Source organism: Streptomyces poonensis (genome assembly GCF_014650915.1).
GTDB lineage: Bacteria > Actinomycetota > Actinomycetes > Streptomycetales > Streptomycetaceae > Streptomyces > Streptomyces poonensis.
On sequence record NZ_BMVW01000006.1, the window covers coordinates 203798 to 229821 of the forward strand.

The following is a 26024-nucleotide window of genomic DNA, read 5'->3' on the forward strand; positions in this document are numbered from 1 at the left end:
CGCGCCGAGCGCCCTCGCGAAGCCCGATGAGCGCCCTCACGAAGCGCGTCCGCGCTGTTACGGAACCGTAGGGACGGGTTCCCTGGTCTCCTGGTACAGCCGCACTATTCTCGGGCTGTTGCACCCGGACGGGGGGAAGGTGGCACATGAGGGAGAACCTGGGCGCGGGGGATCCGCAGGGAGTGCCCCCGGGCCACGTACTGCGGGGGCGGGCCGGGTCGTACCGGCTGCTCGCACGGCTGGGCGGGGGCGGGATGGGCCAGGTGTACCTGGCCCGGTCCGACCGGGGCCGCACCGTCGCCGTGAAGCTGGTGCGGCAGGAGCTCGCCGAGCAGGAGGAGTTCCGGGCGCGGTTCCGGCAGGAGGTGCAGGCCGCGCGGCGGGTCGGCGGACACTGGACCGCGCCGGTCCTGGACGCCGACACCGAGGCGCGGATCCCCTGGGTGGCCACCGGATACGTGGCCGGGCCCAGCCTCCAGGCGGTCGTCGGGCACGATCACGGGCCGCTGCCCGAGCGGTCGGTGCGCATCCTCGCCGCCGGGCTCGCGCACGCGCTGCAGGAGATCCACGCCGCCGGGATCGTCCACCGGGACCTCAAGCCGTCCAACGTACTGGTCACGATCGACGGCCCGCGCGTCATCGACTTCGGGATCGCGCGGGCCCTGGAGACCGTCACCGGCGGCGGGCTGACCCGGACGGGCGCACTCGTCGGATCGCCCGGCTTCATGGCGCCCGAGCAGGTGCGCGGGGACCGCATCACGCCCTCCTGCGACGTCTTCTGCCTGGGCTCCGTCCTCGCCTACGCCGCGAGCGGCGTCCAGCCGTTCGGCGGCGCCGACTCCGGGGTGCACGCGCTGATGTTCCGCATCGCGCAGGAGGAGCCGGACCTGACCGGGCTGCCCGAGGGACTCGCCGAACTCGTCCGGGACTGCCTGCGCAAGGACCCCGCCGCCCGGCCCGCCCTGGACCGGATCCTGGCCCGTACGGGCGTGGAGGACACCGTCCTGGACGGGCGCTCCCGGGACCCGTGGCTGCCGAGCGCACTGGTGGCCCAGCTCGGGCGGCACGCCGTGCGGTTGCTGGACGCGGAGGACCCGCAGGAGGCGAGGGGCCCGGCCGGAGCGCCCGAGGCCTCCCCGGAGCACGCGCCCGCCGCGCCCGAGGGCGGGGACATGCCGCCCGCGCCGCCGCTGCCGCCCCCGCCGGGTCCGCCGGGCGGTGCGGCGGCCGGAGTGGACCGGCTGCCCACGCAGGTGTCGGGCGCTCCGCAGGCGCCCCCGCCCGCGCTTCCGCCGCCGCCCTCCGCGTACGGCTATCCGCAGCAGCATCCGCAGCCCGCCGCCGGGTACGGCCCCCCGCACGGCGGCGGCTGGTCCGGCGGGCAGGCGGGGAACGGATCGGGGAACGGATCGGGGTACGGCCCGGGGTACGGACCGGGGTACGGACCGGAGACCGGCTCCCCACCGCCGTACGGGCCGGCCGGGAGCCCGGCACCGCCCTACGGCCTCGGTCCGACTCCGCCGTACGGTCCGGGCTATCCGGGTCACGCCCCGTACGGCGGCCCGGGGGACGCCCCGCAGCCCGGCGCCCCGGGCAGGTCCGGCCGTACCACCGCGGCCCTCATCGCGGTCGCCCTCGTGGTGGCGCTGGGGGCGGGCGGATCGGTGTACGCGCTGATGAAGGGCGGCGCCGGACAGGACGACGACAAGGCCGGCCCGGTGTCGAGCGCGCCCGCCACACCCGGTCCGGGCAGCTCGCAGCCGGGCACCTCCGAGCCCGCGCCGTCCGCCACCGGACAGCCCACGTCGCAGGCGCCCGAGGACGGCGCGGTCCCCGCCGGGTACCTGGGCACCTGGGACGCCGGCATCGACGGTGCCGCCGGGCACAGCACCCGCCGGCTGGTCATCCGGCAGGGCGAGGTCGGCGACACGGTCCTGACGCTCACGGCGGACGGGCCGACGGGCGCGGGCAGCTACCACTGCGTGTTCGAGGCCGGGCTGGCGTCCGAGCCGGCCGACGGCGGCCCGCTCCGGATCGGCCCCTCCACGGTCACCGTCGGTGAACCGGCGACGTCCTGCACGCCCGGAGCCGCGAGCGAGGTCACCCTCCTCCCGGACGGCCGGCTGCGCCGTGTGATGGCCAACGGGCAGGAGCTGACCTTCACGAAGGCCGGCTGAACCGCCCGTTCGGCGGCACCAGGGCAGCACTACGGCAGCGCTACGGCCGCACCCTTGCTCACGCTTGACGTGTCCACGACCATAAGTGGAGTCCCATCGGTCCCCCTGATGCGCGCCCACCGCGGAGGCCCCATGCGCCCCAGCAGGAGAACGCTTCTGACCGCCACCGCCACCGCCACCGCCACCGCCGCCACAGCCACCGCCGCGGCGGGAATGGCCGGCACGACCCCGGCCGCCGCCGACACGGGTGCCACCGGCTCTCCCCCGCCCGCCACCGCCCAGAAGCCCGGCCGTGAACTCCGCGCGCTGCTGCGCGAGATCGACCCCGGCCGCATCGAGGCGACGGTCCGGAAGCTGGCCTCCTTCGGCACCCGCCACACGCTCTCCGCCCAGGACGACCCGGCCCGCGGCATCGGCGCGGCCCGCGACTGGATCCACGCCGAGCTCACGTCGTACGCGCGGGCCTCCGGCGGCCGGATGACGGTCGAGCTCCAGTCGTACGTACAGGAACCGGCGAGCCGGATACCCGAGCCCACCCGCATCACCAACGTGATCGCCACGCTGCGCGGCTCGGTCACGCCCGACCGCGTCTACGTCGTGTCGGGCCACTACGACTCGCGGGCCACGGACGTCATGGACGCCACCTCCGACGCGCCGGGCGCCGACGACGACGCCTCCGGGGTGGCCGTCGCCCTGGAGCTGGCCCGCGTGACGGCCCGGCGCCGGCCCGCCTCGACGATCGTGTTCGCGGCGGTGGCGGGGGAGGAACAGGGGCTGTACGGGGCCGCGCACATGGCGGAGCGGTACAAGGCCGCCGGCACGGATGTGCGGGCGATGTTCACCAACGACATCGTGGGCAGCCCGAAGGCCGACGACGGCACCCGCGACCCGTACACGATCCGCCTCTTCGCGGAGGGCGTGCCGAGTTCCGAGACGCCCGAGCAGGCGGCGGTCCGCCGGTCGGTGGGCGGCGAGAACGACTCCCCGTCCCGCCAGCTGGCCCGCTTCGTCCGCGATGTGGCCGTCAACGACGCGACGGGCATGAACGTCCGCGTGATCTACCGCCGGGACCGCTACCGCCGCGGCGGCGACCACATCCCCTTCCTCGAACGCGGCTACGCGGCCGCCCGCTTCACCGAGCCCGCCGAGGACTTCGCCCACCAGCACCAGGACGTACGGGTGGAGGACGGGAAGCAGTACGGGGACCTCCCGGAGTTCTGCGACTTCGGGTACATCGCGCGCGTGGCGAAGGTGAACGCGGCGGCCCTGTGGACCCTCGCCCAGGCCCCGGACGCCCCGCGCGACGCGCGGATCGTCACCTCGACCCTCACCAACTCCACCGAGCTCGTCTGGACCCGCGGCACCGAACCCGATCTCGCGGGCTACGAGGTGGTCCGGCGCGAGACGACGGCACCCGAGTGGACCCATGTCGTCCCGGTGGGGGACGTCACGTCCCACGAGGCAGACCTCTCCAAGGACAACGTCTTCTTCGGCGTACGGGCGGTGAACCGGGCCGGGCTGCGCGGGCCCGTGGCGTACCCGCTGCCGCAGACGTAGGCCGCGGACGCAGCCGGCCCCGCGGTCATCGTGTCTTCCGAGGTCACCGCGCCTCCGGCGGCCGCTGCCGCGGCATGTTCGGGCGGGCGGCCGGCGGGACGGCGTAGCGGCCGTTCGGGGACGCCTCCGGGCGGGCCGTCCCCGGTCCGGCCGTCTGGATGCCGAGCGGCGCGGACCCGGTACGGAACTCGATCATCCAGTCGGCGGTCTCGGTCCGTACGAGTTCGGTGACGTCCTCCGTGAATCTGCGGAGCACCCCGAGGCAGCGCTCCGCCGCCTCGCTCGCCGTCCCGTCCGTCGGGCCGAGGATCTCCCGCACGCTCTCGGACGCCCAGTCGAACTGGAGCGCCTGGAGCCGGCGCTGCACGGCCTGCGCCGTGGCCACGTCCCTCATCCAGCCGGACGTCAGCCCGAAGTACCGGTCCCCGGCCACGCAGGCGACGCACAGCAGCAGCGACAGATAGCCCCAGGCCGCCACCCCGCCCACCACCCCGGTGAGGTCGAGCAGCGGCAGCGCCGCCCCGGCGAGGGCCCCCAGCGCCGCCCCGGCCCGCAGCACCCACGCGCACCGCCGCTTCCACACCCGGTCCGCCAGGTACCACGTCACCGTGTGCAGTGCGTTCCGCTCCACCCACCGGTACAGCTCCTCCAGCCGCTCCGCGGGCTCCCCCCAGTCGCCCGCCGGGAACGGCCGCCCGGTCAGATCACCGCCCGACTCACCGCCCGACCGGAGCCCGGCGCTGTCGCCCCGTCCCTCCTGGGACGCTCTCTCGGGCTGCATCTCCGGCTGGCTCACCCGGCACTCCCTACTGCTGCTGACGCGACCTGACCCGACCACATGACGGCCGCACGACCGAGGGCACGCGCGGACGCGCTCCGGCACACGGCCGCCCCCTTCCTAGCGCCCAACGGGTGGCGACGGCGGCGCTTTCGCCGTTTTTACGCCCGGACGAAGGGTTTGATCAGGTATAGGCTCCCTCGTGGCCTCACCCGAAAGAGTGCTTGGGCGACGGGCGCGCCGACCACGTAGGCTCGTGCCGGACGGAAAAAACGGAACGTCAGAGCGACGGAACCGCGAGACCGCGGAACCGCGCCGGCGGGACGCTCGGAACGCTCGGAACGCTCGACAAGGGAGCTGATCGTGATCCCCGGTGGTGGCCAGCCCAACATGCAGCAGCTGCTCCAGCAGGCCCAGAAGATGCAGCAGGACCTGGCGAACGCGCAGGAGGAGCTCGCCCGGACCGAGGTCGACGGCCAGGCGGGCGGCGGCCTGGTGAAGGCGACCGTGACCGGCGCCGGCGAGCTGCGCGGCCTGGTCATCGACCCGAAGGCGGTCGACCCGGAGGACACCGAGACCCTCGCCGACCTGGTGGTCGCCGCGGTCCAGGCGGCCAACGAGAACGCCCAGAAGCTCCAGCAGCAGAAGCTCGGTCCTCTGGCTCAGGGCCTGGGCGGCGGCAGCGGCATCCCGGGGCTGCCGTTCTAGCCGTCCGGCTGTTCGGGCGTCCGCCCCCCGGCGGGCGGATCACCCCGTACGGCGGCCCCCACCACCCCGTTGTCCGGTTCGCCTTCTCCCCGGGGCGGGGGCCAATTACCGTACGAACTGAAAGACTCCACGAAGGGCGGGCAGTCCGTTGTACGAAGGCGTGGTCCAGGACCTCATCGACGAGCTGGGGCGGCTCCCCGGCGTCGGTCCCAAGAGCGCGCAGCGGATCGCCTTCCACGTCCTCCAGGCCGAACCGACGGACGTGCGCCGTCTCGCCCAGGCCCTGCTGGAGGTCAAGGCCAAGGTGCGCTTCTGCGCCACCTGCGGCAACGTGGCGCAGGAAGAGCTGTGCGGCATCTGCCGCGACACCCGCCGCGACCCCGCCGTCATCTGTGTGGTGGAGGAGCCGAAGGACGTCGTCGCGATCGAGCGCACCCGTGAGTTCCGCGGCCGCTACCACGTGCTGGGCGGAGCGATCAGCCCCATCGAGGGCGTCGGCCCGGACGACCTGCGCATACGGGAACTGCTGGCGCGCCTGGCCGACGGCACGGTCACCGAGCTGATCCTGGCCACGGACCCGAATCTGGAGGGCGAGGCCACCGCGACGTACCTCGCCCGCATGATCAAGCCCATGGGCCTCAGGGTCACCCGCCTGGCCAGCGGCCTCCCGGTGGGTGGCGACCTGGAATACGCGGACGAGGTCACCCTCGGCCGCGCCTTCGAGGGGAGACGACTCCTAGATGTCTGACGCCACGCTGCACGCGACCGACCCGGACCCCGGCGACTTCGCGGTCCAGATCGCGGACCAGATCGAGAGCTTCCTGGTCGCCGTCACCGAGGTCGCCAAGGGCGACGAGCCGGACTCGGCGGTGCCCTTCCTGCTGCTGGAGGTCTCCCAGCTGCTGCTGGCCGGCGGGCGCCTCGGCGCGCACGAGGACATCGTGCCGGACGAGCGGTACGAGCCCGACCTCGGCCCGGAGCCGGACGTGGACGAACTGCGCGAGAACCTGGCCCGCATGCTGGACCCCGTCGACGTGTACTCCGAGGTCTTCGACCCGTACGAGCCCCGCAAGGCGCCCGTCCCGGCCAGGATCTCCGACGACCTCGCCGACGTCATCACCGACCTGCGCCACGGCATGGCCCACTACAAGTCCGGCCGCACCACCGAGGCCCTGTGGTGGTGGCAGTTCTCCTACTTCTCCAACTGGGGCTCCACGGCCTCCGCGACCCTGCGCGCCCTCCAGTCCCTGGTCGCCCACGTCCGCCTGAACCAGCCGCTGGAGGAGCTGGACGGCCTGGACACCGACCAGGACCTCGGCGACGAGGCCCTGGAGCTGGAGGCCGGCCGGGTGATGGCGGAGGAGATCGCGGGCCCGCTGGGACTGCGCCAGGTCAAGTGACCGCGGGCTGAGACCGTGCCCCGACCGCTTCCCCCGACGACCGTGCCGTGACCGCTCTCCCGACGACCGTGCCGAAGGCCGTGCCGTGACCGCTCTCCTGCTTCTGCTGACCACCGTGGCCCTGACCGCCGCCGTGCTGGGCCCCCGTGTCCTGCTCCGGGCCGGCTGGCCGGAACGGGAACCCGTCGTCGCGCTGTGGGTGTGGCAGTGCCTGGTCGGCACCGTGCTGCTGAGCTGCCTGGCCGGGCTGGTGCTCGGGGCCGCGGCGGTCTTCGACACCGTACGGGTCCATGCCTTCGCGCCCGCGCCCGCGGCCGTCACCGACGCGTACGACCTGGCCGCGGCGCCGCCCTGGACGGCCTTCCTGACCCTGCTGCTGGCCTGCGGCGCCGCCTGGACCGGCGCCATGCTCGCCCGGGAGCTCGTCGAGGCCCGGCGGCGCGAGCGGCTGCGCCGGGAGCACCTGCGCGACCGCGTGCCCGAGCTGCCCGCCGGACTGGCGGACGGCCTGGCGGACGCCCGGGGGCCGCTGGTGGTCCTGGAGGACGAGTATCCGGACGCCTGGCTGATGCCGGGGGCGAGGCCCCGGCTCGTCGTCACCACGGGCGCGCTGCGCCGGCTGGACGAGCGGCAGGTCGACGCCGTGCTCGCCCACGAACTGGGCCACGCCCGCGCCCGCCACGACTGGCTGCTGCACCTGTCGGCGGCGCTGGCCACCGGGTTCCCGCGGGTGCCGCTCTTCGCCCACTTCGCCGACCAGACCCACCGCCTCGTCGAGCTCGCCGCCGACGACACGGCGTCGCGCCGCTGCGGCCACCTCACCGCGGCCCTGGCGCTGATCGAGCTCAACCGGCACCGGGGCGTCCTGAGCTGCGCCGGTACCCGGCGGCTCCTCGGCGACCGGGTCGAGCGCCTCCTCGAACCGCCGCCCCGCCTGGACCGCGCCCGCCGGGCCGCCACCACGACGGCCGCCGCGCTCGTCCCCCTGCTGCCGCTGCTCATCGCCTTCGCACCGGCGCTCGCGACGCTCTAGGCCGCGCCCGGGACGTGCGGCGATGTGACTCGGGGCACTTTCCGAGTGCCCCACCCGCTCCTGGGCAGGTAGAGCTCCGGAGCGACCGGGGCCTCCCGAGTGAATTCCGGCGGGTGCCGGGCCGAGACGGGAGAAACACCGGGGTCGTCGCAGGGTGGGCGGGACATCTCACCATGCGATATCCCGGAGGGGGCGACCGGCCGCTCGATAGACTGAGCCGACCGCAGTACGTGGGTATGTGCGGACAGAGACGGACTGAGCGAGGAGCGCACGTGGGCCTTGTCGTGCAGAAGTACGGAGGCTCCTCCGTAGCCGATGCCGAGGGCATCAAGCGCGTCGCCAAGCGGATCGTGGAAGCGAAGAAGAACGGCCACCAGGTGGTCGTCGTCGTTTCCGCGATGGGCGACACGACGGACGAGCTGATCGATCTCGCCGAGCAGGTGTCGCCGATGCCTGCCGGCCGTGAGTTCGACATGCTGCTGACCGCGGGAGAGCGGATCTCCATGGCCCTGCTGGCGATGGCGATCAAAAACCTGGGCCACGAGGCCCAGTCCTTCACCGGCAGCCAGGCAGGCGTCATCACCGACTCGGTCCACGGCAAAGCCCGGATCATCGACGTCACGCCGGGCCGTATCCGTACGGCGCTGGACGAGGGCAACATCGCGATCGTCGCCGGATTCCAGGGCGTCAGCCAGGACAAGAAGGACATCACCACGCTCGGGCGCGGCGGGTCCGACACGACCGCGGTCGCGCTGGCCGCGGCCCTCGACGCCGAGGTCTGCGAGATCTACACCGACGTCGACGGTGTCTTCACCGCCGACCCGCGGGTCGTGAAGAAGGCCCGGAAGATCGACTGGATCTCCTTCGAGGACATGCTGGAGCTGGCGTCGTCCGGCTCCAAGGTGCTGCTCCACCGCTGTGTGGAGTACGCCCGCCGCTACAACATCCCGATCCACGTACGCTCGTCCTTCAGCGGGCTGCAGGGCACGTGGGTCAGCAGTGAGCCGATCGAGCAAGGGGATCAGAAGGTGGAGCAGGCCCTTATCTCCGGTGTCGCGCACGACACCTCCGAGGCCAAGGTGACGGTCGTCGGCGTGCCGGACAAGCCGGGCGAGGCCGCCGCGATCTTCCGCGCCATCGCCGACGCCGAACTCAACATCGACATGGTCGTGCAGAACGTCTCGGCCGCGGCGACGGGTCTCACGGACATCTCCTTCACGCTGCCGAAGACCGACGGCCGCCGGGCGATCGACGCCCTGGAGAAGGCCAGGAACGCGATCGGCTTCGACTCGCTGCGCTACGACGACCAGATCGGCAAGATCTCCCTGGTCGGCGCCGGTATGAAGACCAACCCGGGCGTCACGGCCGGCTTCTTCGAGGCGCTCAGCGACGCCGGGGTCAACATCGAGCTCATCTCGACCTCCGAGATCCGTATCTCGGTCGTCACCCGCGCCGACGACGTGCCCGAGGCCGTCCGCGCCGTCCACAGCGCGTTCGGACTCGACTCCGACAGCGACGAGGCCGTCGTCTACGGAGGCACCGGCCGCTGATGACCCCCGATGCCGGTCGCACCGGCAGGCCGACGCTCGCGGTCGTGGGGGCGACCGGGACCGTCGGCGCGGTCATGCTCCAGATCCTGTCCCAGCGCGCGGACATCTGGGGCGACATCCGTCTGCTCGCCTCACCGCGTTCGGCCGGCCGCAAGCTGGCCGTGCGCGGTGAGGAGGTGGAGGTGACGGCCCTGTCGGAGGACGCCTTCGACGGGGCCGACGTCGCGCTGTTCGACGTGCCCGACGAGGTCGCGGCGCAGTGGGCGCCCGTCGCCGCGGCCCGGGGCGCGGTGGTCGTCGACAACTCGGGCGCCTTCCGCATGGACCCGGACGTGCCGCTGGTCGTCCCCGAGGTCAACGCGCACGCCGTCCGCCGGCGCCCGCGCGGGATCGTCGCCAACCCCGACTGCACCACCCTGTCGATGATCGTGGCGCTCGGCGCGCTGCACGCCGAGTTCGGGCTGCGCGAGCTGGTCGTCTCCTCGTACCAGGCGGTCAGCGGGGCCGGCCGCGCGGGCGTCGAGACCCTCCGCCGCCAGCTGTCGCTCGTCGCCGGTACGGAACTGGGGACGCACCCGGGCGACGTACGGCGGGCCGTGGGCGACGACACCGGCCCGTTCCCCGAGCCGGTCGCGCTGAACGTGGTGCCGTGGGCCGGGTCGCTCCGCGAGGAGGGCTGGTCCTCGGAGGAGATGAAGGTACGCGACGAGTCCCGCAAGATCCTCGGACTGCCGTCGCTCCCGGTGGCCGTGACCTGCGTACGCGTCCCCGTGGTCACCACGCACGCGCTCACCGTCCACGCCCGCTTCGAGGGCGGGGTCACCGTCGACAAGGCGCGCGAGATCCTCGCCACCGCCCCGGGTGTCGTCCTCTTCGACAACCCGGCCGCGGGGGAGTTCCCGACGCCGGCCGACGTGGTGGGCACCGACCCGACCTGGGTGGGCCGCGTGCGCCGCGCGCTCGACGACCCCACGGCGCTCGAACTCTTCGTGTGCGGTGACAACCTGCGCAAGGGCGCCGCCCTCAACACGGTGCAGATCGCGGAACTGGTGGCGGCCGACCTGCGGGCGTGAGCGGTCACCGCACGGCGACGACGTCATGGGTGGCCGCCCCCCAGGTTGTGGTGACCATGTAAATTTTGCGCACCGCGGTTTCCGGCCGCACCGCCTTCCTGTTGACCGCAACCGCGCGGAGGGCGGGGAGCGTCTTTGCGAACGCCCTTCGGGGGACCGGGCACCAGGACACACGGGCATAGGGGAAGAGCTGGTACGCATGGGGGCATACGAGACGTTGTCCGGTGCGCCGTCGGGAAGACCGGCGGACGCGCCGACACAGCCGACGCGGACACGACCTGCCGCGAAACCGATGCACGTCGCGTACAACCCCGGCGGCCCGGAACGTGTCCAACTGGCGTGGCAGAGGTACTCGACTTCACCGCGGTACGGACGACAGGCACAGCCCTGCGTCCGCCCCGCCGTTCCCGTATGGCCGTCGCTCCCGGCGGCATGCCGGTGATCGCCCCCATGCCCGCAGCGCGGCCCGCCCGCATACCCGGCCAGCGCGACGGCGCTGAGGAGACCACCGCCGAGACCACGGCGGCCGGCACCACCGTCGACCATCTCACCGCGACCTACCGCACCCACTACCGGTCGCTCCTCGGTCTCGCGGCGCTCCTGCTCGACGACACCGCGTCCTGCGAGGACGTCGTCCAGGAGGCCTTCATCCGCGTGCACTCCGCGCGCAAGAGGGTGCGCGACCCCGAGAAGACGCTGGCGTACCTGCGTCAGACGGTCGTCAACCTCTCCCGCTCGGCGCTGCGCCGCCGCATCCTCGGGCTGAAGCTGCTGTCGAAGCCGATGCCCGACATGGCGAGCGCGGAGGAGGGCGCGTACGACCAGCTGGAGCGCGACTCGCTGATCAAGGCGATGAAAGGGCTCCAGCGGCGGCAGCGCGAGGTGCTGGTGCTGCGCTACTTCGCGGACATGACCGAGGCCCAGGTCGCCGAGACGCTCGGCATATCGCTGGGCTCCGTCAAGGCGTACGGCTCGCGCGGCATCGCGGCCCTCCGGGTCGCCATGGAGGCGTCGGCATGAGCGGCCACGACGAACGGGACGAATACGGGCACGACGAGCGCGAGAGCGAGATCGAGCCTGGTCAGGACGGGCACGATCAGAACCGGTCGCACGCTCGGAACGAATCGCACGCTGGGAACGGAACTGTGAACCACGGCCCGGACGAACAGGGCCCCGACGGGCTCGAGGCGGACGAGCTGGCATTGCGCAGGCTGCTGCACCGGGCCGTCATGGACATCGAGCCCAAGGACGGCACCCTGGAGCATCTGCGGCGCGCGGTCCCCGCCCGGCGGACGCGCAGGCGGCAGGCGGTCGTCGGCATGGCGGCGGCCGTCCTCTTCGCCGGCACGGCGGTCCCGGCCCTCGTCCACGTGTCCAACTCCACCGGCACCAGCGCCAACACCTCGGCGGTCGGCAATTCCCAGGAGGCACAGGGAGGCGCCAGCCAGAGCGTGGGCGAAGAAGGCGGTTCCGGATCCTCCGGCGGCTCCGCCGACTCCTCCGAGGACACCGGCCGCAAGGACGGCGGCAAGGACGAGAAGGACGAAAAGAAGGGCACGCCCGGCGGCGGTACGGGTCCCTCGGCCACGGCATCGCCCGACAGCATGCCGGTGTGCACGGGGGGCCGGCTCGGCGGCGCCACCGCGACGGTGAACGCACCGGACGCGGCCGGCGCGGTGTACGGCACCTTCCGCGTGACCAACGTCTCCGGCACGAGCTGCAGCGTCTCCGGCACGGGCGGCGTGAGCTCGGTGGCCCAGGGCGCGGCGGACCAGTCCAAGCTGCTCGTGACCGCCCATGTCGCGGGCGACGCGGCCACCGGGCTGCCCGATCCCTCGCTGACGGTCTCCCAGCTGGTGCTCCAGCCGGGCGCCGCGTACGAGGTGAAGTTCGCCTGGGTGCCCACGGAGACCTGTCCCGTCGACGGCGGCGGCAGCGGTGGGGGCGGCGGTGCTGGAGGCGGCGGTGGCGGCACCGACCCGACCCCGGACCCGAGCCCCACCGACAGCGTTCCCGACGGCGGCGGCACCTCCGCCGAGGCGACGGGGACGGGAACGGGGACGGCGCCCCAGCTCCTCAGGCAGGACGGCGTCGCCGACGGCAGCGTGGCGGTCACCCACACGGCGGCGGACGGTGCGCCGTCCGTCACGGCGACCGTGAGCAACGCGTGCGCGGGCACGGTCTACTGGACGGGGCTGCTGGCGGGCTCCTGAGCGAGCTCACCGGGCGCCCGGCCGTACCGGGCGCCCATGACGCTACGCGGGCTCGCTCTGCCGGCCGGACTCCCGGGCCGGCGTCCCGTCGGCGCCCTGGTCCGTCTCGTCCGTCACCAGCCCCAGCCGCGCGTCGCGCGCGAACTCGAGCTCGCGGCGCAGCAGCCGGAACCACATGAAGACCACGAAGCCCGCGAAGACGAACCACTCGCCGGTGTAGCCCAGGTTCTGGAACGCCTTCAGGTCCAGGCCCGTGTCGTCGGGCGCGGTCGCGGGCACGGCCTTCATCCCGGAGTCGGCCTCGGTCAGCGTGATCCACGCGTCGTACACGTCGTCCGGCACGAGGTTCACCAGCGAGGCCGCGCTGATCACCCCGGTCTGGCCCTTCGGCAGCCCGCCGACCGCGGTCACCCCGTTCGAACCGGGGCTCTCGGACGCCTGGAGGGCACCGGTGACCGTCACCTCTCCGGTGGGCGCGGCGGGCGCCTTCGCCGGGTCCGCCTCGCCGGGCAGCCAGCCCCGTACGACGGGCAGTGTCCTGCCGTCGTCGGTGCGCAGCAGCGTCAGTACGTAGTAGCCGTTCCGGTCGTCCAGCTTCCGGTCCGGTACGAGCAGCTGCGTGCCGTACCGGCCCGTCACCGTGGCCTGCCTGCCGGAGGTCTCCTTGTCCACGGGCAGCAGCTCGTCCAGCGGCCGGGCCGCCTCCCGCTGCGCCGTCTCGGCGTGCTCCTCCGCCGCCTGGTGGGTCTCCACGCGGTCCTCGAACCGACTCAGCTGCCAGGACCCCATGAAGATGCAGAAGGGGATGGCCAGCAGCACGAAGATGTTGATCCCCCACCAACGGGGGGTCAGCAGGAACCGGTACACGCCCTTTACGGTACGGGGCCGCCGGTCCGCGCCGGTCCGCGGGGTCGTCCCTCCGCTGCCCGGACAACTGGTCGCGGCGTCGTCGCGGCGTACCGCGGACCCCACTTCCGGGTGACCGCCGGCCAGGCGCGGGCCGAGTTTTCCACAGGCTGTGGTCCTCGGCGTCGGTTCGGGGGCCGGGACGGGCAGTATGGGGCCATGACTCAGAGCAACGGATCCTCTCGCAACGGATCCTCCCCGCAGGACGAACAGAGCGGGCCGATGCCCGACTGGGAAAAGCGCTTCCGGGCCCCCCGGGTGTCGCTGCCGGACTGGGCGCAGGACGCGCCGCACCGCTCGCTGTTCGTCTCCAACGCCACGGGCACGTACGAGCTCTACGCGTGGGACCGCGAGACGGGGGAGCGCCGCCAGGTCACGGACCGGGCGAACGGCACGACGGACGGGGTGCTCTCGCCGGACGGCGAGTGGGTCTGGTGGTTCGACGACAAGGACGGCGACGAGTTCGGGGTGTGGCGGCGCCAGCCGTTCCACGGCGGCCCGGACGAGGAGGCCACCCCGGGCCTGGAGCCCTCCTACCCGGCGGGCCTGGCGATCGCCCGCGACGGCCGTACGGCGGTGGTCGGCCGCTCCACGGACGAGGACGGCTCGACGATCCATGTGTCCCGGCGCGGCGAGGACCCCGTGGAGATCTACCGCCACCGTGAGTCGGCCGGTGTCGGTGACCTCTCCCACGACGGCTCACTGATCGCGATCGAGCACACCGAGCACGGCGACGCCATGCACTCGGCGCTGCGGGTGCTGCGCCCGGACGGCACGACCGTCACGGAGCTGGACGACACCAAGGGCGGCACGGTCGAGCTGGGCCTGGAGGTGCTGGGATTCGCCCCGGTCGACGGGGACACCCGGCTGCTCGTCGGCCATCAGCGCAACGGCCGCTGGGAGCCGCTGGTGTGGGACGTCGCGTCCGGCGAGGAGACCGACCTGGGCATCGCGGGCCGGCTGCCGGGGGACCTGAGCGCCGAGTGGTACCCGGACGGGTCGGCGCTCCTCGTCGTGCACAGCTTCGAGGCACGCAGCGAGCTGTGGCGGTACGACCTGGCCACCCGGGGCCTCACGCGGGTCCCGACCCCGCCGGGCACGGTCTCGGGGGCGACGGCCCGCCCGGACGGCAGCGTGGAGTACCTGTGGTCGTCGGCGGCCGAGCCGCCGGCGGTCCGCTCGACGACGGGCGGGGTGGTCCTCGACCCGCCGCCGGTCACGGCCGGCGGCAGTACGGTGAAGTGCCCGGGGTCGGTGCCGGTGGAGGACGTGTGGGTGGACGGCCCCGGCGGCCGCATCCACGCCCTGGTCCAGCGCCCGCGGGGCGCCTCCGGCCCGTACCCCACGGTCTTCGACATCCACGGCGGCCCGACCTGGCACGACAGCGACGCGTTCGCGGCGGCCCCGGCGGCGTGGCTCGACCACGGCTACGCGGTCATCCGGATCAACTACCGCGGCTCGACGGGCTACGGCCGCGCCTGGACGGACGCCCTGAAGCACCGTGTCGGCCTCATCGAGCTGGAGGACATCGCGGCGGTCCGGGAGTGGGCGGTCACCTCGGGCTTCGCGGACCCGGCCCGGCTGGTCCTGACCGGCGGCTCCTGGGGCGGCTATCTGACGCTCCTCGGCCTCGGCACCCAGCCGGACCACTGGACCGTCGGCATCGCGGCCGTCCCCGTCGCCGACTACGTCACGGCCTACCACGACGAGATGGAAGCCCTGAAGGCCATGGACCGCACGCTCCTCGGCGGCACCCCCGAGGAGGTCCCCGAGCGCTTCGAGGCCTCGTCGCCCCTGACGTACGTTGACCGGGTCAAGGCCCCCGTCTACATCTCGGCCGGCGTCAACGACCCCCGCTGCCCGATCCGCCAGGTCGACAACTACGTCGACCGCCTGGCCGACCGCGGCGCCGTCCACGAGGTCTACCGGTACGACGCGGGGCACGGGTCCCTGGTCGTCGACGAACGCATCAAGCAGGTGCGGCTGGAGCTGGACTTCGCCCGGAGACACCTCGGGGGGCCCGACCCTCGGGAGGCCTGACCGGAGGGACGGGGAACGGGGTGAGGTACGGGTACCGAGTACTGATACGTGCCGTACCGGTACCTCACCCCCGGCCCGCCGCACCCGGCCTCCGGCCCAGCAGCTCCGCCAGCCCCCGGCGGGTGGCGGCCAGCACCACCCGGTCCTGCTTGCGGAGCACATACGTGGAGGGCAGGTCCCAGACCAGTCCGGACGGCGCGCCGGGCGCCCTTGTAGCACGCGGCGCCGCGAGGTCGGCCGCGCGCTCGGCCGGGTCCGCCGTGTCCAGGGCCAGCACCCGCCAGGCCCCCGCCCGGAACGCCTCGCCCACGGTCCGCCCCTCCAGCCGCGGGTTCCCGTCCACCTCGACGGCCGCGAACAGCAGCACCCGCCGCTCGACCGGTATGGCTCCCAGGATCTGCCGCCCCATCACGGCCCCGGCGAACGCGGGTGCCGCCAGGTGCGACACGCTTCGGCTCCGGGTCAGCGCCCGCGGATGCGCGGCCCGCAGCGTGCGGTAGACGGCGGTCGCGAAGTCGTCGTCGTACAGCCGGAGGACCACCCGCAGGTCGGGTCTGAGCGACCGGGCGTACAGCGCGGCCTCCAGGTTGGTGGTGTCCTCGCTCGTCAGCGCCAGCAGCGCGTGCGCCCGGTGGATCTTCGCGGCCTCCAGCACCCCTTCCTGCGTGACGTCCCCCAGGATCACCGGCACCCGCAGCCGCCGCGCCGCCGCCAGGCCCCGCGCGTCGGGGTCCGCCTCGACGCACACGACAGGGATGTGCAGCTCCCGCAGCCGGGTCAGCACCCGTGTCCCGATCTTGCCGAGCCCAAGCAGTACCACGTGCCCCGACAGGCCGCGCGGTGGCTTCCGCGGTGCGGTGCCGCTGCGGAACGTACCGAGCGCCTCCAGCACGGCGGCCAGCAGCACCGGCAGCAACAGCAGCCCCATCAGCCCGGACAGGAGTTGCAGCACCTGCTCGCCCAGCGTTCTGCCGACCGCGGGCTCGTTGATGGCGAAGAGATCGAGCAGCGTGATGTACGTCGCCCGCAGCGGATCCTCGTCGGTGATCACCACCTGTGCCACGGCCAGCGCGACCACACACGCCACCAGCCCCGCCAGCGACCACCGCAGCCGCCGTGAGAACAGGGACTGGAACATTCCGAGCGGTACGCCCGCGCGCCCGGGCGGCAGCTCGGGCCCCGCGTACGACACGGTCTCCAGCACGACGGTGCCGCGCCCGCCCGCCGCGGCCGTCTCGCTCTCGTCGGGCAGGAGCCGCGGCCCGCGCGGCCCACTGCTCTCGGACCCCTCGTCCCCGGCGGGGTCGCTGGTCGTCGTGGACAGCAGGGCCAGTGTGCACAGCCCGGCCCCCTGACCGGCCCCCTGCCCCGGCGCACGCTCCACGGCCCGCAGCATCAGCCCGTCGGTCTGCACGACCTTGCTGGTACCGGCGACAGCGGTAGCGGCCAGCGCGGGCGCGGCCGTGTCGGCGTCGGACAGCACGGTGGTGGACGCGTCGAACCCGAACCGCCCCCGCGCGCCGCCCCCCGACCCGTCATCCGTCCCGTCCCCCGTCCCGTCACTCGTCCCGTCCCCCGTCCCGTCACCGTCTCCGACGGCCAGGTCCGATGCCTGATCGAGCAGTTCCTCGATGTGCTGGCCCAGCCGCCGGTTGTAGAGCCGCAGGACGAGCCGCAGCCGTGGGTTGAGCCGCCGGGCCGTCAGCGCGGCCCGGATGTTGGTCTCGTCGTCGTCGTACACGAGCGCCAGTGCGGCGGCCCGCTCCACCCCCGCCTCGGCCAGCACGGCCTCGCTCGCCTCGGCGGCCTCCACCACACGGTCCCGGGCCCCGGCCGCACCGGCACCGGCACCCGCACCCGCACCCGGAGATCCCACTGCTTCCGAGTCACCGTTCCCGCCGGCCCGGCCGACCACCGCGGAGAACGCGGAGAACCGGTCCAGCCACGCCGGTGTCCGGGCCCGCCCGACCACCGGCTGCCGCGCGACCGGCTCGCGCGGCGGTACGACGAGGACCACCTGCTCCCGGTAGACGCTCCGCAACTCGGCCGCCAGCCGCAGCGCGAGCCCGTCGTCGCCGCACACCACCATGTGCGCCCCGTCGGCGAGCGATCCGCTCCGATGCGACCCACGTTGATATGGAAGGCTCCCCACGAGGGAGAAGACTGCCGCACAGTTGTGCGTGGTTCCACTGTCAACCACCGTCAACCGCTGTCAACCACTGATGAACATCGGTGACCGAGCCGAGAAGAGGACGCCCCGTGCCGCCCCGCCCCAGCCTGCTGTACGTCACGGACCTCACCTACGAGGCGAGGGGCCGGCGCTACTGCGACGAGGACATCCACCTCTCCTCCCGCCTCCGCGCGCACTTCGATGTCGCGCTGTGCCACCCGCTCGACGCCATTGCGATGATGGACCGCTTCGACGCCGTCGTGGTCCGCAACAGCGGCCCCGTCCTGCACTACCAGCAGGAGTACGACGCCTTCCGTGCCCGGGCGGCGGAGCGCGGCACCCGGGTCTACAACCCGCTGACGGGCCGCGGCGACATGGCGGGCAAGCAGTACCTGCTGGACCTGACGAGGGCGGGTTACCCGGTCATCCCCACGATCGACCGCCCGGAAGACCTGCACCACCTTCCCGAGAGCGCCCTGTACGCGGTGAAACCGAAGGCGGGAGCCGACTCGATAGGCCTGCGCTTCGTACCGCGGGAGGAACTGGACGGCCTGGACGGCCTGTTCCGCGGCGACGGCGACGTCCTCGTCCAGCCGCGCGTCGACTTCCGCCACGAGGTGTCGTTCTACTACGTCGACGACACGTTCCAGTACGCGCTGTACGCCCCCGACCCCGACCGCCGCTGGGTCCTGGAACCCTACGAGCCCACCGCTGAGGACCTCGCCTTCGCCCGGCGCTTCATCACCTGGAACACCCTCGATCACGGCATCCAGCGCGTCGACGCCTGCCGCACCCAGGAGGGTGACCTCCTCCTGGTCGAGCTGGAGGACCTGAACCCGTACCTCTCCCTCGACCGGATCCCCGCCCTCGCCCGGGACGCCTTCGTCACCGCGATGGCGAAGTCCCTGGACGACTTCCTGGCATGAGGCCGGCCGGGGTGCGGTTTTCCGCAGGTGAGCACTGCGGAAAACCGCAGCCGACCGGACGGCAATCCTCATACCGTCGCTGAGCTGCGATTTCTAGCGTGGAGGGCGATCGGGGCGCCTGCCCCGGGCCAACCGACCCGCCCGCTTGGAGACGCATATGCACCTCACATCCCTGGCCCTGCCGCAGGAACCCGCGGACGGCATCGCGGGCTGGGCCGCCGATCTCGTCGACACCCTGGGCGGCCCCGGAGCCGGACTGGCCATCGCGCTGGAGAACCTCTTCCCGCCGCTGCCGAGCGAGGTGATCCTGCCGCTGACCGGGTTCGCCGCCGGCCAGGGAGCCCTCACCCTGGCCTCGGCGCTGTTCTGGACCACGCTGGGCTCGGTCACGGGAGCCATGGCCCTGTACTACATCGGCATGCTCTTCGGCCGTGCCCGTATGCACGCGATCTGGGCGAGGCTGCCGCTGGTGAAGGCCTCCGACCTGGAGCGCACGGAGGAGTGGTTCGCGAAACACGGCACCAAGGCGGTCTTCCTCGGCCGTATGGTGCCCATCTTCCGCAGCCTCATCTCCGTCCCCGCCGGAGTGGAGCGCATGCCGCTGCCCCTGTTCGTCATGCTGACCACGCTCGGCAGCCTGATCTGGAACTCCGTCCTGGTGATGGCCGGTTACTGGCTGGGCGGCCAGTGGGAGGTGGTGGAGACGTACGTCGGGATCCTCTCCAAGGGAGTGCTGGTCCTGGTGGCCGTCGCCCTCGCGGCGTACGTGGCCGTACGGCTGCGCGGCCGCGACGGGGGTCGGCACCGCCGCGCCGCATGACGCACCGCGAGCGCGCCCGCACGGGGGACCGGAGGGTCCCGCTGCCCGGCCACCCGGATCGTCCCTGTCCCGGCCGCCCGGATCTTCCTTGTTCCGTCCGCACACCCGAACTAGTCTCGATCCCTGTGCAGGGGGAATCCGCAGGCGGCCGCGCAGGCAACTCCGCAGCCGGCCACGCGGGGATCGCCGCCCACCACCGCCTGCCGGGCCCATGGGACGGCCGGAACGGCGAGGACGACGCCGCGGCGATCGGCCGCCGCCCCTCCTGGCCGCTCCGGAGCGTCGGCGCGCTCCTCGGCTGCGCCACCGCCCTGCTCGGCTCTCTCCACTTCCTGCTCGTCGGCACCGCCCTCGGCCCCTTCCTGCTGTGGCCGCTCACCCGGACCAGCGCGTTCGGCGTCCTCATGACCGGAGCGCGCCGGCTGGCGGCCCTGGAACGGGGCCGCCGGTCCGTCTTCTTCGGCGATCGCTTCCCCGAGCACTACAAGGCGTCCGACCACAAGATCCTCCGCTATCTGGCGGTCCGCAGCTGGACGGGGCTGCTGTGCGGCATCGTGATCGGGCTGCTGGCTTTCGGCGTCGTCCTGGCGGGTGTCCTGGTGCGGGGAACGGCCCAGGGCGGCGTCCGCTGGGACGAACTGCTGACGCAGGTGCTCCTCGGCGCGGTGCTGCTCTTCCTCGACCTCCAGGGGCTCCACTCGCTCGCCGCCCTGGACGCGCGGACCGCCCGCGAGTGTTTCGGTCCCTCCGAGCGGGAACTGCTGCGGCGGCGCATCCGTGAACTGGCCACCAGCCGGGCAGCGGTCGTACAGGCGGTGGACGCCGAACGCCGGCGCATCGAGCGCGATCTCCACGACGGCATCCAGCAACGTCTGGTGGCGCTGGCCATGCTGCTCGGCCGGGCCCGCAGAGGACGCAGCCCCGAACAGGCGGAAGCCCTGCTGCGCCAGGCCCACCAGGAGTCCCAGGACGTCCTCGCCGAACTGCGCGAAGTGGCCTGGCGGGTCTATCCCTCGGCGCTGGACAGCCTGGGCCTGGAGGAGGCGCTGGCCGGGGTCTCCGAGCGGTGCGCCGTCCCGGTCCGTACGGAGTACGACGTCGCCGGGCCGCTGCCGCAGCCAGTGGCGACCGCCGCCTACTTCGTGGTGTCGGAGTGCGTGACCAACGCCGCCAAGCACTCCGGCGCCACGGCCGTCTCCGTACGGGTGGAACTGCACGGCGGGATGCTCGTGGTGCGCATCCAGGACAACGGCAGGGGCGGCGCGAACCCCGCGGGGACCGGTCTGAGCGGACTGCGCAGCCGGGTGGCCGCGCTGGACGGCGCCCTGCACATCGACAGCCCCGAAGGGGGACCCACCACCATGACCGCGGAGCTCCCATGCGCGTGATGATCGCCGAGGACTCGACCCTGCTGCGGGAGGGCCTGGTCCGCCTGCTGGCCGAGGAGGAGCACGAGGTCCTGGCCGCCGTCGGTGACGCGGCATCCCTCCTGAACGAGATGGAGACACGGCAACCGGACATCGTCGTCCTCGACATCCGGATGCCCCCGACCCACACCGACGAGGGACTGCGCGCGGCACTGGAGATCCGCGAACGCCGGCCCGAGACCGGCGTCCTCATGCTCTCCCAGCACATCGAACGCACCTACGCGGCCCAACTGCTGGCCACCAGCGCGGAACGCGTGGGATACCTCCTCAAGGACCGCGTCGCTCAGGTCGACGACTTCCTGGACGCACTGGAACGCATCCACGCGGGCGGCGCGGCCATCGACCCCGAGGTGGTACGGCAACTGGTCGTCCGCACCACCCACGGAGACCCTCTGACCCGCCTCACCCCCCGCGAACGCAGCGTCCTGGAAGCCCTGGCCCAGGGCCACACCAACGCGGCCATCGCGCAGAAACTGCACATCTCGCAGAGCGCGGTGGAGAAGAACCTCAACACGATCTTCGACAAGCTGAACCTGACGCACACCACCGGTTACAGCCGACGCATCCTGGCGGTCCTGAGGTACCTGGAGTCGTAGCCGGCCGGGGCCGGCCCCCGCTGCCGCACAAACACTCAGAGGCCCATTCGCGATCAAGCGAATGGGCCTCTGACCTGTGTCGGGGTGGCGGGATTTGAACCCACGACCTCTTCGTCCCGAAGCAACTTGGGCGCGGGCTTGACCTTGGGCTGGTGTGGCTCTCACCTGGTGCGATGGTCCGCTGGTGTGCGTGGGTGTCCGCCGGTGTGCGCGGGCGTTGTCACGCAGTTAGACACTCACCCTGCCGACGCTACCGGTGCCCTGCCGAGCAGTAGAGGTTGAGCCGGTCGCACAGCTCATGCCTCCGGCTCGTCTTCGTCCTCTACCCACTCGACGTCTACATCGGTGTAGTGAGCTGATTGCTCGGCCCATCTGTAGTCCCAAGTCATGCGACTACGGACTGTGGTGACACTACCGTCGAGTAGCTCGCCCTTGGCGGCTTCTATAGCGGCGCTCACGGCAGCCTCATAGGCGGCCTTGATCCTTGCCGCGTGAATCTTTCGTTCCCCCATCTCAAACTCAAGCGTTACGGTCAAGACCTTGGGCGTACTCATAGTTGCTCCCCTCCCGCAGATGTAAGACCTGCCACGTGCTCTCTGATCAAAGCATGTGACCCTCATCGCCGCAGGTGTTCTACGCACGTCACATGACCTCCGTCCGAGCATCAGGCCGAGTACGATGCGATGACCTTCATGCCGGCGCCCGGGGGTGGGACGAGTCGTGGCGAAGTTTTCTAGAATTGAGAAGATTCGAGACGGGGGACAAGCAACCGTCTGGAGAGCGAAGTACCTCGAACGGGATCGTCTTGTCGCGATGAAGTTCCCGCTGGAGTCCACAGATCTATCTCCAGACGAGGAAAATAGGGCTCGCTTTGTGCGCGAGGTGCGGTGTCAAAGTGCGCTTCGCCACCCGGGTGTTATGCCGATCATCGCAATGAATCTCAATGAGGCCAGCCCATTCTATGTCATGCCGCTCGCTAGCTTTTCGCTGCAGGATCTCCTGCAGTCGCGCAGTGTTGAGTGGGATGAAACCCTCGTCATGGTTATGGAAGTATTGAACGCTCTGGCTTACGCCCATGCCGAAGGGATTATACATAGGGACTTGAAGCCCGAAAATATCCTATACCTTGATGATCGCTGGGTAGTGTCTGACTTCGGGCTCTGCAAAGATGTTAACTCGAATAGTTTGACGATGACCCGTCAGGAAATCCTGTTCGGCTCCCTGCCGTACATGGCTCCGGAGCAGTACGACGATCCTCATAATGTTGGCGTAACGGCCGACATTTTCGCGATGGGGCAGATACTTTACTATTGCGTCGTAGGTGAGATCCCATATCCGCGAGCTAGAGTGGCGAAGATTCCTTCCGACTTCCGTTATGTGATCACTAAGTGTGTTGCGGAAGAGCCTGAAGACCGCTTCCAGTCGGTAGCTGACCTACGGCGAGCGCTGGAACTGGCCACTGCTCCGAGTGATGAGCTGGCTGCGCCGACGGAGCGGGCTCAAGCGCTGCGTGAAAAGGCCGTCGAAAAGGCGGCTGATGCGGTTCCTGATCTGCTGCGTTTCCTGTCGGAGAGGTCTGACGACGAAGTTTTCTTCAAGGAGTTCTTGCCCAGTCTTCCGGGCGATGTAATAGAGGCCATGGCGGAAGAGGATCCCTCGGTTTTCTCTCACGTGGTCCGAGTTTTTGACGGATACGCTGACGGTAGTCACCCCTTCAGTTACACTGACGAGCTCGCGAACTTCTTCCGTAATGTGCTGTGGTCCAGTGATGATGTATTGCTTCGGCAAATTGCGCTACGGAGGATCTTTCGGCTGGGAGTCGATCATAACCGCTTTTATATTGGCGATGTGTTCGCGTCAGCGGTCCGTAGGTTGAGTTCACCGCACGAGGTTCAGTTCGTTGCAGATCTGTTGCGCGAGGATGTGCAAGGTGCCAAATTTATGGCTCATTACCTGAAGAGGTTCGCTATTCCCGATGCTATTCGGCGAGAACTGCCGGACGTGTAGATATGCCGCTCGGTCGTTCGGTGATGTCGAAAGGTCGGCGTAGCGGCTTTGGGCTGGAGCTGATTTGGCGCGAGTGATCATGGCCCATTACGCTAGCCAGCGAATCGGGCAGGTCTGTGAGCCTGCCCGTTAGTGCCCGATTTTGGGCCATGATCTTCGAGGCTCGCGCCAAATTGGCTGCCTAAAGCCGTGGAGCCGACCGCCCCAGCCACAGAGGGTGTCTCCCACGTCATACCCGCTGCCGCCGGCGCACCGCCGGGCGGGGCCGCTGCTGGCGAAGACAGAGCGGCGGCCCCGCCGAAAAGGCGGCGCGCACCCGCGCCGTGCGCGGGCTTGATTGATGTAGGGAAAGTCTTACCGCGATCGCGGTCTTGTGGCCGTGTCGCTCCTGCTGTTGCCATGGCGACGTTACGTTCGTGGAACAGGGGGAGCCATGGCCATGCATGAGCTGCAAGTCGTGCGCTGGAAGCGGTACGGGCATGATCGCCTTTACGCCAACCTTCCGGACGGTACGGCAGTTGGCTGGGCCGACTGCAAGACAGGCGTGATCACGGTCTTGCGGGCCGAGTATCGCGAGCCGGTGACGGCCATACTGACTCAGTACTTAGCGGGCATCGTCCCGGTGCCGGCGTCGGCGGTGCCTGGTAGGCCGGTGTTGCCGCCCCTGACTGCGGCTGATGACCTCGCTTCCAACGCGCCGGGTGATGCTCTGCGCCCGCAGGTCGCTGCTGCCGGTGTGAGTGCTTGGGCGCGGGTGGTTGCCTGGCTACTACGGCGCCCGATTGAAGGGGACTCCTGGCGTAAAGGGCTGGCAGGAGAACAGCGTGTGGGGGCCGAACTCGATCGGTTGCGGCGCCAAGGGTGGCGAGTGCTGCACTCCATCCCGCTGCCGAGGGACGTAGATCTCGACCATCTCCTGGTTGGGCCCGGTGGAGTGTTCAGCATCAACACCAAGCACCATGCCAACAAGGCGGTATGGGTCGGCGACGATGCGGTGAAGGTCAACCATGGAGCACCTGAGCCCTATGCTCGCAAGAGTCGGGCTGAGGCTCGCCGCGTACAGCAAGTGCTTGAGCGCTACTGCGGCTTCCCTGTGCCGGTTGAGCCAGTGTTGGTCTTCGTCGGCGTCACCGACCTGAAGGTCGTGGCCACGCAGCTCACGGTAAGGGTGTATCGCGAACGGGAGGTTTCCGTGCTGGCCCCTCTCACCGGGGTGCTGACAGCAGACCAGATCGAGCAGGTCTACAGCGTCGCCCGGCATCGGCAGGCATGGCAGGCGGCTTGAGCCGTGAGTCGTCAGGCTTCGATGAGCTTGCGGCCGTCGTGGCTGCGTACGTGCGGGCCGTTCCCGTCCAGGGCATCCAGCAGGCGAATCGCGAAGACCTCGGACATACGCTCGCTGACCTCCTCGGGCGTGAGCCAGGCGACCGCGGTGGACTCGCTCGACGTGCGCTCGGTGCCCCCCGAGGGCTTGCAGCGGAAGACTCGGCCTGGTCCTGCGGATCAAGCTGCGTCCCGGGCAGGACGCCTTCGACGTCTCCGCCGCCACGGACCGGCTCCGCCACTCCTTCGGCATGTACGGCGTGACCTCGCGGGAGATCCGCTCCGGCGTGGTCGAGATCCGGATGACCGGCTACGACGTGCTCAAGCGGGTGCAGATGCCCGCCCAGCTCGACACCGCCCCGATGCGGGTCCCGGTCGCCCTGCGGGAAGACGGCTCCGTCCACTACCGCGACTACCGGGCCGTCCCGCATGGCCTGACGCTAGGCGCCACGGAGTCGGGCAAGTCCGTCTATCAGCGCAACCTCGTCGCCGGGCTGGCGCCGATGGATGTCGCGCTGGTCGGCATCGACTGCAAGCAGGGCGTGGAGCTGTTCCCGCTGGCCCGGCGGTTCTCCGCGCTCGCCGACAACCCCGACACCGCCCTGGAACTGCTGGAAGTCCTGGTGGCGCACATGGAGGAGGTCTACCAGCTCATCCGCGCCCAGCAGCGCATCAGCATCACCACCCCGGACGAGGAGATCGCCGCCGACATCTGGGACCTGCCCGCCGACGTCCGCCCCGTGCCGGTCGTGGTCCTGGTCGACGAGGTCGCCGAGCTCGCCCTGTTCGCCACCAAGGACGAGGAGAAGCGACGGGACCGGATCGTCACCGCCCTGGTCCGCCTCGCCCAGCTCGGCCGCGCCGCCGGCATCTACCTCGAAATCTGCGGACAGCGCTTCGGCGCCGAACTCGGCAAGAGCATCACCATGCTCCGCTCCCAGCTCAGCGGCCGTACCGCCCACCGCGTCAACGACGAGACCTCCGCCAACATGGCCTTCGGCGACATCTCTCCGGACGCCGTCCTCGCCGCCGTCCAGATCCCCACCGACATGCGCGGCGTCGCCATCGCCGGTGACTCCTCCGGCGGCTGGGCCCGCATCCGCGCCCCGCACACCTCACTGCGCCAGGCCGTGAACATCTGCAACAAGCACGCCGACCGCGTCCCGGACCTGCCCGCGCTGGAGCCCTTCCGGCCAGCGGTTGCTCCGCTGCCCTCGGCCCGGGTGCCGCTGACCAAGACGGCTCCCGTCACCGCCTGACCTTCCCGCCTCCTCGGTCGGCGCGACCGCCCTTCGCGCCAGGTCCCTACCCCCTCCATGC

21 protein-coding genes and 2 pseudogenes are annotated in these 26024 nt (G+C 71.4%); 18 read left to right on the forward strand and 5 right to left on the reverse strand.

The features are described from left to right. The first annotated feature begins 146 nt into the window (after positions 1-146). Together IE242_RS17815 and IE242_RS17820 are read left to right on the forward strand one after the other, a co-directional pair. Positions 147-2177, forward strand: coding sequence for a serine/threonine-protein kinase (locus IE242_RS17815; RefSeq protein ID WP_189860294.1), 2031 nt, complete (start codon positions 147-149; stop codon positions 2175-2177). Between the two features lie 132 nt (positions 2178-2309). Further along, positions 2310-3734, forward strand: coding sequence for a M20/M25/M40 family metallo-hydrolase (locus IE242_RS17820; RefSeq protein WP_189860296.1), 1425 nt, complete (start codon positions 2310-2312; stop codon positions 3732-3734). A gap of 43 nt (positions 3735-3777) precedes the next feature. Here the strand turns inward: IE242_RS17820 and IE242_RS17825 are convergent, their stop codons facing one another. Further along, a complete protein-coding gene (locus tag IE242_RS17825) occupies positions 3778-4530 on the reverse strand; it encodes an SLATT domain-containing protein (RefSeq protein ID WP_189860298.1) in 753 nt (250 codons plus the stop codon). A 345-nt stretch (positions 4531-4875) separates the two neighbouring features. Here IE242_RS17825 and IE242_RS17830 point away from each other — a divergent pair, with 345 nt between their 5' ends. The 8 genes from IE242_RS17830 to IE242_RS17865 all read left to right on the forward strand — a co-directional run bounded on the left by IE242_RS17830 (position 4876) and on the right by IE242_RS17865 (position 12489). Then, a complete protein-coding gene (locus tag IE242_RS17830) occupies positions 4876-5220 on the forward strand; it encodes a YbaB/EbfC family nucleoid-associated protein (RefSeq protein ID WP_189860300.1) in 345 nt (114 codons plus the stop codon). A 148-nt stretch (positions 5221-5368) separates the two neighbouring features. Next, positions 5369-5968 (forward strand): recombination mediator RecR, encoded by a 600-nt coding sequence (recR, locus tag IE242_RS17835; protein ID WP_189860301.1) that lies wholly within the window; start codon positions 5369-5371, stop codon positions 5966-5968. Next, on the forward strand, positions 5961-6620 hold the full coding sequence (locus IE242_RS17840; RefSeq protein WP_189860303.1) for a DUF5063 domain-containing protein: 660 nt from the start codon (positions 5961-5963) through the stop codon (positions 6618-6620). The genes recR and IE242_RS17840 overlap by 8 nt, the downstream gene beginning before the upstream one ends. Before the next feature lie 85 nt (positions 6621-6705). Then, positions 6706-7653, forward strand: coding sequence for a M56 family metallopeptidase (locus tag IE242_RS17845; RefSeq protein ID WP_189860305.1), 948 nt, complete (start codon positions 6706-6708; stop codon positions 7651-7653). Positions 7654-7925: 272 nt separating this feature from the next. Next, on the forward strand, positions 7926-9203 hold the full coding sequence (locus IE242_RS17850; RefSeq protein WP_189860307.1) for an aspartate kinase: 1278 nt from the start codon (positions 7926-7928) through the stop codon (positions 9201-9203). Beyond that, entirely contained in the window at positions 9203-10276 is a 1074-nt protein-coding gene (locus tag IE242_RS17855) for an aspartate-semialdehyde dehydrogenase (protein ID WP_189860309.1), read from the forward strand. The genes IE242_RS17850 and IE242_RS17855 overlap by 1 nt, the downstream gene beginning before the upstream one ends. A gap of 411 nt (positions 10277-10687) precedes the next feature. Then, positions 10688-11296: a SigE family RNA polymerase sigma factor gene (locus tag IE242_RS17860; RefSeq protein WP_189860649.1), complete on the forward strand. Its 609-nt coding sequence runs from the start codon at positions 10688-10690 to the stop codon at positions 11294-11296. Then, on the forward strand, positions 11293-12489 hold the full coding sequence (locus IE242_RS17865; RefSeq protein WP_189860311.1) for a DUF4232 domain-containing protein: 1197 nt from the start codon (positions 11293-11295) through the stop codon (positions 12487-12489). The genes IE242_RS17860 and IE242_RS17865 overlap by 4 nt, the downstream gene beginning before the upstream one ends. A gap of 42 nt (positions 12490-12531) precedes the next feature. On the opposite strand, the gene IE242_RS17870 is transcribed toward IE242_RS17865, so the two are convergent. Beyond that, the gene (locus tag IE242_RS17870; protein WP_189860313.1) at positions 12532-13356 is read right to left on the reverse strand and encodes an SURF1 family protein; all 825 of its coding nucleotides are present in this window, start codon (positions 13354-13356) and stop codon (positions 12532-12534) included. A 198-nt stretch (positions 13357-13554) separates the two neighbouring features. On the opposite strand from IE242_RS17870, the gene IE242_RS17875 reads away from it, so the two are divergent. Further along, positions 13555-15435 carry a S9 family peptidase gene (locus IE242_RS17875; RefSeq protein ID WP_189860314.1) on the forward strand — a complete coding sequence of 627 codons (1881 nt, stop codon included), beginning with the start codon at positions 13555-13557 and terminating at the stop codon, positions 15433-15435. A 64-nt stretch (positions 15436-15499) separates the two neighbouring features. On the opposite strand, the gene IE242_RS17880 is transcribed toward IE242_RS17875, so the two are convergent. Further along, a complete protein-coding gene (locus IE242_RS17880) occupies positions 15500-17524 on the reverse strand; it encodes an NAD-binding protein (RefSeq protein WP_189860316.1) in 2025 nt (674 codons plus the stop codon). 170 nt (positions 17525-17694) lie between these two features. On the opposite strand from IE242_RS17880, the gene IE242_RS17885 reads away from it, so the two are divergent. The 4 genes from IE242_RS17885 to IE242_RS17900 all read left to right on the forward strand — a co-directional run bounded on the left by IE242_RS17885 (position 17695) and on the right by IE242_RS17900 (position 21374). Beyond that, positions 17695-18531 carry an ATP-grasp domain-containing protein gene (locus tag IE242_RS17885; RefSeq protein WP_189860318.1) on the forward strand — a complete coding sequence of 279 codons (837 nt, stop codon included), beginning with the start codon at positions 17695-17697 and terminating at the stop codon, positions 18529-18531. A 157-nt stretch (positions 18532-18688) separates the two neighbouring features. After that, entirely contained in the window at positions 18689-19351 is a 663-nt protein-coding gene (locus tag IE242_RS17890) for a DedA family protein (protein ID WP_189860320.1), read from the forward strand. A gap of 125 nt (positions 19352-19476) precedes the next feature. Further along, a complete protein-coding gene (locus IE242_RS17895; protein ID WP_373299531.1) occupies positions 19477-20739 on the forward strand; it encodes a sensor histidine kinase in 1263 nt (420 codons plus the stop codon). Next, positions 20730-21374: a response regulator gene (locus IE242_RS17900; RefSeq protein WP_189860323.1), complete on the forward strand. Its 645-nt coding sequence runs from the start codon at positions 20730-20732 to the stop codon at positions 21372-21374. Before IE242_RS17895 ends, IE242_RS17900 begins: the two co-directional genes overlap by 10 nt. A gap of 296 nt (positions 21375-21670) precedes the next feature. On the opposite strand, the gene IE242_RS17905 is transcribed toward IE242_RS17900, so the two are convergent. Next, positions 21671-21928, reverse strand: a complete 258-nt coding sequence (locus IE242_RS17905; protein WP_189860325.1) for a hypothetical protein — start codon at positions 21926-21928, stop codon at positions 21671-21673. A gap of 166 nt (positions 21929-22094) precedes the next feature. On the opposite strand from IE242_RS17905, the gene IE242_RS17910 reads away from it, so the two are divergent. Together IE242_RS17910 and IE242_RS17915 are read left to right on the forward strand one after the other, a co-directional pair. Continuing rightward, positions 22095-23381 (forward strand): serine/threonine-protein kinase, encoded by a 1287-nt coding sequence (locus IE242_RS17910; protein ID WP_189860327.1) that lies wholly within the window; start codon positions 22095-22097, stop codon positions 23379-23381. A 439-nt stretch (positions 23382-23820) separates the two neighbouring features. Next, on the forward strand, positions 23821-24666 hold the full coding sequence (locus tag IE242_RS17915) for a nuclease-related domain-containing protein (RefSeq protein WP_189860651.1): 846 nt from the start codon (positions 23821-23823) through the stop codon (positions 24664-24666). A gap of 11 nt (positions 24667-24677) precedes the next feature. On the opposite strand, the pseudogene IE242_RS17920 reads toward IE242_RS17915, so the two are convergent. Further along, a pseudogene (locus IE242_RS17920) lies at positions 24678-24866 on the reverse strand (NUDIX hydrolase); the annotation flags it as partial. Between IE242_RS17920 and IE242_RS17925 the strand changes: the two are divergent. Continuing rightward, a pseudogene (locus tag IE242_RS17925) lies at positions 24809-25963 on the forward strand (FtsK/SpoIIIE domain-containing protein); the annotation flags it as partial. The pseudogenes IE242_RS17920 and IE242_RS17925 overlap by 58 nt on opposite strands. Between the last annotated feature and the right edge of the window lie 61 nt (positions 25964-26024).

Coding starts and splice junctions, on each gene's coding strand:
- IE242_RS17815 (WP_189860294.1), top strand. CDS start 147: ATGAGGGAGAACCTGGGCGCGGGGGATCCGCAGGGAGTGCCCCCGGGC.
- IE242_RS17820 (WP_189860296.1), top strand. CDS start 2,310: ATGCGCCCCAGCAGGAGAACGCTTCTGACCGCCACCGCCACCGCCACC.
- IE242_RS17840 (WP_189860303.1), top strand. CDS start 5,961: ATGTCTGACGCCACGCTGCACGCGACCGACCCGGACCCCGGCGACTTC.
- IE242_RS17855 (WP_189860309.1), top strand. CDS start 9,203: ATGACCCCCGATGCCGGTCGCACCGGCAGGCCGACGCTCGCGGTCGTG.
- IE242_RS17860 (WP_189860649.1), top strand. CDS start 10,688: ATGGCCGTCGCTCCCGGCGGCATGCCGGTGATCGCCCCCATGCCCGCA.
- IE242_RS17865 (WP_189860311.1), top strand. CDS start 11,293: ATGAGCGGCCACGACGAACGGGACGAATACGGGCACGACGAGCGCGAG.
- IE242_RS17875 (WP_189860314.1), top strand. CDS start 13,555: ATGACTCAGAGCAACGGATCCTCTCGCAACGGATCCTCCCCGCAGGAC.
- IE242_RS17880 (WP_189860316.1), bottom strand. CDS start 17,524: ATGGTGGTGTGCGGCGACGACGGGCTCGCGCTGCGGCTGGCGGCCGAG.
- IE242_RS17890 (WP_189860320.1), top strand. CDS start 18,689: ATGCACCTCACATCCCTGGCCCTGCCGCAGGAACCCGCGGACGGCATC.
- IE242_RS17900 (WP_189860323.1), top strand. CDS start 20,730: ATGCGCGTGATGATCGCCGAGGACTCGACCCTGCTGCGGGAGGGCCTG.
- IE242_RS17905 (WP_189860325.1), bottom strand. CDS start 21,928: ATGAGTACGCCCAAGGTCTTGACCGTAACGCTTGAGTTTGAGATGGGG.
- IE242_RS17915 (WP_189860651.1), top strand. CDS start 23,821: ATGCATGAGCTGCAAGTCGTGCGCTGGAAGCGGTACGGGCATGATCGC.